Source organism: Microvirga pakistanensis, from assembly GCF_004458765.1.
GTDB classification, from domain to species: Bacteria; Pseudomonadota; Alphaproteobacteria; order Rhizobiales; family Beijerinckiaceae; genus Microvirga; species Microvirga pakistanensis.
Genome location: NZ_SPJX01000442.1, coordinates 1 through 223, shown reverse-complemented (window position 1 = coordinate 223; position 223 = coordinate 1). Strand labels below are relative to the sequence as shown.

Annotated in this window: 1 protein-coding gene; it reads left to right on the top strand. The window is 63.2% G+C overall.

Annotated features, from left to right (window positions below; all coding sequences use genetic code 11):
* Positions 1-223 (top strand): exonuclease domain-containing protein (locus E4K09_RS19885; RefSeq protein ID WP_280177484.1); only part of this gene is annotated, 223 nt, incomplete at both ends.

Genomic DNA, 223 nt, shown 5'->3' with positions numbered 1-223 from the left:
TCCAGCCATCGATCTGGCGGACGTGGTCGACACGCTCATCATGGCGCGCCGGAAGCACCCGGGTGCCGCGAACAACCTCGATGCGCTCTGCTCGCGATATGGAATCGACAATTCCAAGCGCACCAAGCACGGCGCGTTGCTCGACGCCGAGATTCTGGCCGAGGTCTATATCGAACTGATCGGCGGACGTCAGGTGGGATTCGACCTCTCGGCTCAGCCCGCG